The 298-nt window shown below is 50.3% G+C and carries 1 rRNA gene; it reads left to right on the top strand.

The features are described 5' to 3' along the window. Positions 1-73: 73 nt before the first annotated feature. Positions 74-192: ribosomal RNA gene (gene rrf, locus HMPREF2554_RS02510) — 5S ribosomal RNA — on the top strand. Positions 193-298: the final 106 nt, after the last annotated feature.

Below are 298 nucleotides of genomic sequence, written 5' to 3'. Positions count from 1 at the left end.
GCGTTCGCTGTATAGTTTTGAAACAACAAGCCTGGGCCCCGTTTTTGTGGGGTGGGTTGTTGTTTGGTGGTTTTGCGGTGGTGATAGCTTGGGGGAAACGCCCAGTATCCTTTTCGAACCTGGTGAGCTAAGCCCTGTGGTGTTGATGGTACTGCATCTTGGTGGGTGTGGGAGAGTAGATGGCTGCCGCAATAAGAATTTTGTTTAGAGGTAAGTATGGGTGGGGGTTTCCTGTGGGGAGCTTTTGCCCATGCTTTTTGTGTTTAACGGTGGTTTTACCAAACAACCCCAACCCGGT

It is taken from the genome of Rothia sp. HMSC071F11 (assembly GCF_001809115.1).
Taxonomy (GTDB): Bacteria; Actinomycetota; Actinomycetes; order Actinomycetales; family Micrococcaceae; genus Rothia; species Rothia dentocariosa.
Note: the sequence above shows the minus strand (reverse complement) of the source record. Positions and strands in the feature narration are given on the sequence as shown.